General features: G+C 42.5%; 6 protein-coding genes, 2 tRNA genes and 1 pseudogene. 3 read left to right on the top strand and 6 right to left on the bottom strand.

Annotation, left to right across the window (positions count from 1 at the left end; genetic code table 11):
• Positions 1-71: 71 nt before the first annotated feature.
• The 5 genes from GPLA_RS00910 to GPLA_RS00890 all read right to left on the bottom strand — a co-directional run bounded on the left by GPLA_RS00910 (position 72) and on the right by GPLA_RS00890 (position 2265).
• Positions 72-410 (bottom strand): TusE/DsrC/DsvC family sulfur relay protein, encoded by a 339-nt coding sequence (locus tag GPLA_RS00910; RefSeq protein ID WP_007102908.1) that lies wholly within the window; start codon positions 408-410, stop codon positions 72-74.
• A 39-nt stretch (positions 411-449) separates the two neighbouring features.
• The gene (gene tusB / locus GPLA_RS00905; RefSeq protein ID WP_007102907.1) at positions 450-773 is read right to left on the bottom strand and encodes a sulfurtransferase complex subunit TusB; all 324 of its coding nucleotides are present in this window, start codon (positions 771-773) and stop codon (positions 450-452) included.
• Positions 773-1135: a sulfurtransferase complex subunit TusC gene (gene tusC, locus GPLA_RS00900; RefSeq protein ID WP_007102906.1), complete on the bottom strand. Its 363-nt coding sequence runs from the start codon at positions 1133-1135 to the stop codon at positions 773-775. The genes tusB and tusC overlap by 1 nt, the downstream gene beginning before the upstream one ends.
• Positions 1132-1521 carry a sulfurtransferase complex subunit TusD gene (gene tusD, locus GPLA_RS00895; protein WP_007102905.1) on the bottom strand — a complete coding sequence of 130 codons (390 nt, stop codon included), beginning with the start codon at positions 1519-1521 and terminating at the stop codon, positions 1132-1134. Before tusD ends, tusC begins: the two co-directional genes overlap by 4 nt.
• Positions 1522-1596: 75 nt before the next feature.
• Positions 1597-2265 carry a Bax inhibitor-1/YccA family protein gene (locus tag GPLA_RS00890; RefSeq protein WP_007102904.1) on the bottom strand — a complete coding sequence of 223 codons (669 nt, stop codon included), beginning with the start codon at positions 2263-2265 and terminating at the stop codon, positions 1597-1599.
• Positions 2266-2495: 230 nt separating this feature from the next.
• Here GPLA_RS00890 and GPLA_RS00885 point away from each other — a divergent pair.
• Together GPLA_RS00885 and GPLA_RS00880 are read left to right on the top strand one after the other, a co-directional pair.
• Positions 2496-2587, top strand: a tRNA-Ser gene (locus GPLA_RS00885).
• Between the two features lie 59 nt (positions 2588-2646).
• A tRNA-Ser gene (locus tag GPLA_RS00880) sits at positions 2647-2738 on the top strand.
• Positions 2739-2933: 195 nt separating this feature from the next.
• Here the strand turns inward: GPLA_RS00880 and GPLA_RS00875 are convergent.
• A complete protein-coding gene (locus GPLA_RS00875) occupies positions 2934-4106 on the bottom strand; it encodes a YbfB/YjiJ family MFS transporter (protein ID WP_007102903.1) in 1173 nt (390 codons plus the stop codon).
• Between the two features lie 705 nt (positions 4107-4811).
• On the opposite strand from GPLA_RS00875, the pseudogene GPLA_RS23795 reads away from it, so the two are divergent.
• A pseudogene (locus GPLA_RS23795) lies at positions 4812-5001 on the top strand (LysR family transcriptional regulator); the annotation flags it as partial.

Genomic DNA, 5001 nt, shown 5'->3' with positions numbered 1-5001 from the left:
TAAACTAAGCAAAGCCCGCGCTTTTTTATGGGTACTGTAACGTATTGAAAGTAGCCTCGGCTGCTAGTGATTCACAGGCATTTTGCTGGCTTGGGTAAACCGGCTATTTTGGTCGCTTGCTTAGCAGGCCCTTTTTTAAACAGACGAAACAAATATCGGCTATTCGCTTTTTCAGGACCAAACTTAATTTGCATTGCTTTAACCAATGCCCGCATGGCGGGACTAGTATTGTATTCTAAATAAAATTCACGCACGAAGTTAACCACTTCCCAATGACTCTCCGTAAGCTCAATTCCTTCACTTGAGGCCAATATTGGCGCTAAATCAGGGGACCAATCTTCGATGCTCAGTAAATAACCTGCTTTATCCACTGATATTTGTTGCCCATTAAATTCTATAAAACCAGTCACGTGTTTTGCTAACTCCTAACGTATTGTAAAGCGGCCCGGTTACCAACTGATTACTTGATGGTGCTCTAGGGTTAAGGTTACAAATTTTTCGACGCTAACGCGCTTAATAAAGTCTGTAGGGGCGATGTCTATTTTGCGGTGAGCGAAGAAGCTGCCTCTGGCTGTCATATCATCTTCTAATGTATAACAGGCGATGTCTTTGTTTTTATGCAAGTCGAAGAGCGCATTCAAGGTAGGAAGGTGCGCTAAACAATACACAGCATCTTGAATTAATATGATGCCATCATCTTTCACGCAGCGGCTAAGTACATTTTCAACCACGTTTGAGACAAAGGGACTGGTACTCATAATATGCAGTGTCATTAGAACCTCATCAGGTGATCAAGTTGCATCATATGGGCGCTCAGCTCTTCATAGGGCAGTGCTATTACCTCAATACATAAGTCTGTCAGTACTAACCGACGAGCGTTGAGACTTTGCTCACATACGTAAATATTATCGATATCGTAAAATGTGAGGGCTGGGAACGTTTTACTGTAATTTTTGCCCTGTTCTGGAATGGGTTGCTGATACTTAACCAACTGAAAAACCCCGTCGTCGATAAAAAATAAAGAGACCTCTTGACCAAAATTGGCTGTCGCCAGCGCTAAATCTAGGCTTTCTTGACCATTAGATAGGCCGTAGGGGGCAGTAGTATTAATGATGCCAACACTTTTTGCGCTCAAAACTGTATCACCCTGTCACTCACTTGCATTAGCTCAACTAGGCTGCCAAGGCCGACCTCTGCGAATGGTTCGGCGAGATTAAAACCTTGTTGGCTATTTTCAATGGCATCTTGTTTGTTTATGACGCCACGTCGATTGGCTGCGGTGACGCAGACGTTTAATGGGATAGCGAATTGGGTACCTAATTCGACCCAAGCGGCGTAAAGATCAAATTCATCACTGTGACCTGCTTGAAAACGATTTGCATTTTGCACGCCTGCTTGATAAAAAAATACGCCCTTAATTTCGTGACCTAAATTCAGTGCACTGCGCACAAAGCGATAGGCACTGAATGCATATTGCTGTTCAAAAGGAGCGTGTGTCACGAGTAAACTAAAGGCTGCCATAGTGAGAAATACCTATTGGTTAATACAAATAAAAACACCCCGACTAAGCGGGGTGTTTTTGCAACATGTTAACGATTAGTCATCGCCACCGAATGCGCCTAAAAGGTGCAAAATAGAAGTGAACAGGTTATATATATTTAGGTACATAGACACTGTCGCGCGAATGTAGTTGGTTTCACCACCATTAATTATACGGCTAGTATCAAACAAGATGAAGCCCGACATAATAAATACAATAGCAGCACTTACGGCTAAGCTAAGCGCAGGTATTTGGAAAAACAAGTTAGCAAGTGATGCGACAACCGCAACAATCAAACCAACAATCAAGAAGCCGCCCATAAAGGAGAAGTCTTTCTTAGTAGTCAGTACGTAACCCGATAAGCCAAAGAATACCAAAGCGGTTGCACCGAAGGCTTGCATGATCATTTCAGGTCCGTTTTGGAAGCCAGCATAGTAGTTTAAGGTGTAACCTAATGAACCCCCAAGCAAACCCGTAAAAGCAAATACGAACAAAATACCCATTGAGCTTTGAGACGCTTTGTTTAGGAAGAATATCATGACCAATGCAGCTAGGTTCATGCCTAACGCCGCCCCTGGTCCGATGTTCATAGCAGCAGCGATGCCTGCGCAAGCTGCACTAAAGGTGAGTGTCATTGCTAATAGTAAGTACGTATTACGCAAAACCTTATTTGTTTGCAGAGCCGAAGCCTGAGCAGAATTGCTATACGTAGAGCGATGTTCCATTTGTTACCTCCAATAGGTAAAGTGATATTGTTAAACAGATAATATATCTATGATGCCTTTGTATGGGGTTTTGTTCAATTATTCAAGTGCTAGCGTCAACTATTAGACAAAAAATTAGTAACTTGATGTAAAATTGGTCAGTGTGACTAATTTGTGTGCACTCAGCAAGTTTTGACTAATAAAGGCTTTACAAGCACTTAAAACGTCATTAATATTCGGCTCCTCAATTCGGAGAGGTGGCAGAGCTTGGTTTAATGCACCTGACTTGAAATCAGACGTAGGGTCAAACCTACCGTGGGTTCGAATCCCTCCCTCTCCGCCATGTTGTGTTAGTGAATAGATTTATTTCAGATGAATCAGGTCTATTTGCAGAAAAGAATTGGATAGCTGGCAGAGCTCGGTTTAATGCACCTGACTTGAAATCAGACGTAGGGTCAAACCTACCGGGGGTTCGAATCCCTCGCTATCCGCCATATTAAATAAACCCGCACATGTTGCGGGTTTTTTTATGGAAAAATTAAAACGACAGTAAGTAGGCGAGGGTGAGAAGCCCCGAGGTTAGAGGGAATGTCAGGAACATTCACTACCGCCAACGGCGCGCGAAGCGTCAGGCACAGGGATGTGCATGAGTAAGGATCTTATTTTTTGTTCCTTCCTGCTAACTAAAATTACGGGTTCTCATCTCGTTTTATTAAGTAAGTGACCAGTAACGAGCCAATCAACATAGTCCCTGCCGACAGATATAGCCCAAAATTGTAATTACCTAACCAAGCAGCGAGTAAGCCGGTACTGGCAGGGGCAATAATTTGAGCAACACCATATGTTAAGGTCATCTTCCCCATAAACTTAGCGGGATTAGACGGATAAAAGTGTCCGGCCATAGTCAGTACAAGACTGACAATGGCAACAAAAGTGGCACCAAAAAGAATAGCGCTGATAGCAATGACAAGTAAGTTATCACTGAGTGTCGGCAATATTATGCCAACAATTTGTAGGGTGTAAGCTAAAAACAGCGTCCTTAGGTATCCCCATTTTCTTGCAACCCTATCCGCTAGCAAAACAGCCGGTGTTGCAGCTAAGCCCAGTATAATAAATACCTGCTGTCCGTGCCCTTTTAATGCAGGGAGGCCTTCGACAATATCAACGATAAAAGTGGCACTGACGACATAACCGTAACCGGCACAAAAATAAGCGGCCATTATGAGCCATGTAAAGGTTTTACTCGGTGGATGGTCCACTACTTTCGTAACTAATAAATTTTGCATATTACGGGCGGGATCAGGCATCCAAATCCAGGCAGGTATAGCAAACACAACCGCCATCAACGAAAGGTAAATCCATTGATATTGCCAGCTTACGGATAGTTTAAGCAGCACTTCTACCAGAGCTGCAGCGATAAAAATACTCAGGCCTATTCCTGAAAAATGTATGCCCAGCTCACCTCTTTCCCCTTGATGAACAAGCCACTTAAGAATTAGCCCTGACGCAATAATAAAGCCAGCAGAAGTGCATATTCCAGAAACAAACCTCAGTATTGCCCACAGGTAAATATCCGTGGTCAACGCCATTGCTGCCGTTGTTAACACCGCTAGCACTAGGTAGAGCCGATAAAGAACATATTTATGCTTGATATTATTTAGCTTTGAAACAATTAGTACACCGACTAAATATCCCAAATAATTAATGGTCGCCAACCAGCCGCCACCAACCTCGGTTAAGCCAGCAGTTGACTGCATTAATGGTAGTAACGATGTATAAGAAAAACGAGCGACGCCAGCAGTGACAATCAAACTGCAAATTCCCGCTATATATACGTTAACTTTTGATAGCTGATCTCTCATATTTTCTCTTACATATTCTTAATATCGAGTAGTGTACGGACTTTTTTATTTGGTAAAAATTGAATAGTGTTGAATTTATATTTCAATCTTTAAGAATTATTATAGAAATGCTCGGTCTTCGTACTTTCAAAGCGATCGTAGATGAAGGTGGGATCAACGGGGGTGTCTGTACTTTTGCATACCCTGCCATCGAATATAACTACGCGCATACAGAAACTTGAAAACGAGCTGGCGGTGAAGCTATTTAAATGAATGGTTGAAAGCGAGAGCGTACCCCAACGGGGAGCTATTTTACGCTAAACACACCCTCGACTTAACTCACCAAGCCTGTTCTGCCGAGCAAATACACAAAGGACTGCGAGAGCTTATCATTGGTAAAGCGGGAACATTCGCTGGCGTGTACTTGCTAGATGCCCTCAAAAACTTAAAACGAATGAAGTCGCAAATTAAATCGAAAATTCAGACGGCAACCAGCGCTGAATTAATAACAGGTGTTCTGAATAACAAGATTGATAGTGTTTTGTCGGAAACAAGGTGCGCCATGAGCAATGAGTGTCATTACCGATTGTAGAAGAAGATCTTGTCATCGTTGAGCCTAGTGAGCAGCAATACAAAAAGATATTTATCGTTCGTGAGCTTGGTTGTGGTTACTGCTAATCTGCTCTTGAATGGCAAAACAGTGCAAAACGCAGTGACGAAGCGGTAATGACAATGGGCAGTGTCGGAGGCTTACTTGAATGTTTCGCAGCCAATCTTGGTTACACTGTCATTGGCAAGGGAATGATAAAAAACAGTCGTTATGAGTCTTCATTGCGTATACGCAAGGTCGTTGGGCCACAAACTAAATTTAATATTTCACTTATTTGCCTTAAAAATAATCCTTTAATGGGTGATA

The sequence above is a fragment of the Paraglaciecola polaris LMG 21857 genome, from assembly GCF_000315055.1.
In the GTDB taxonomy this organism is placed as follows: domain Bacteria; phylum Pseudomonadota; class Gammaproteobacteria; order Enterobacterales; family Alteromonadaceae; genus Paraglaciecola; species Paraglaciecola polaris.
The sequence above is the reverse complement of the archived record's forward strand: the minus strand, read 5'-3'. Positions and strand labels throughout refer to the sequence as shown.

What these genes read in the sequence shown, in the direction of transcription:
- tusD (WP_007102905.1), bottom strand. Translation starts at nt 1,521, where the DNA reads ATGGCAGCCTTTAGTTTACTCGTGACACACGCTCCTTTTGAACAGCAA.
- GPLA_RS00890 (WP_007102904.1), bottom strand. Translation starts at nt 2,265, where the DNA reads ATGGAACATCGCTCTACGTATAGCAATTCTGCTCAGGCTTCGGCTCTG.
- GPLA_RS00875 (WP_007102903.1), bottom strand. Translation starts at nt 4,106, where the DNA reads ATGAGAGATCAGCTATCAAAAGTTAACGTATATATAGCGGGAATTTGC.
- tusB (WP_007102907.1), bottom strand. Translation starts at nt 773, where the DNA reads ATGACACTGCATATTATGAGTACCAGTCCCTTTGTCTCAAACGTGGTT.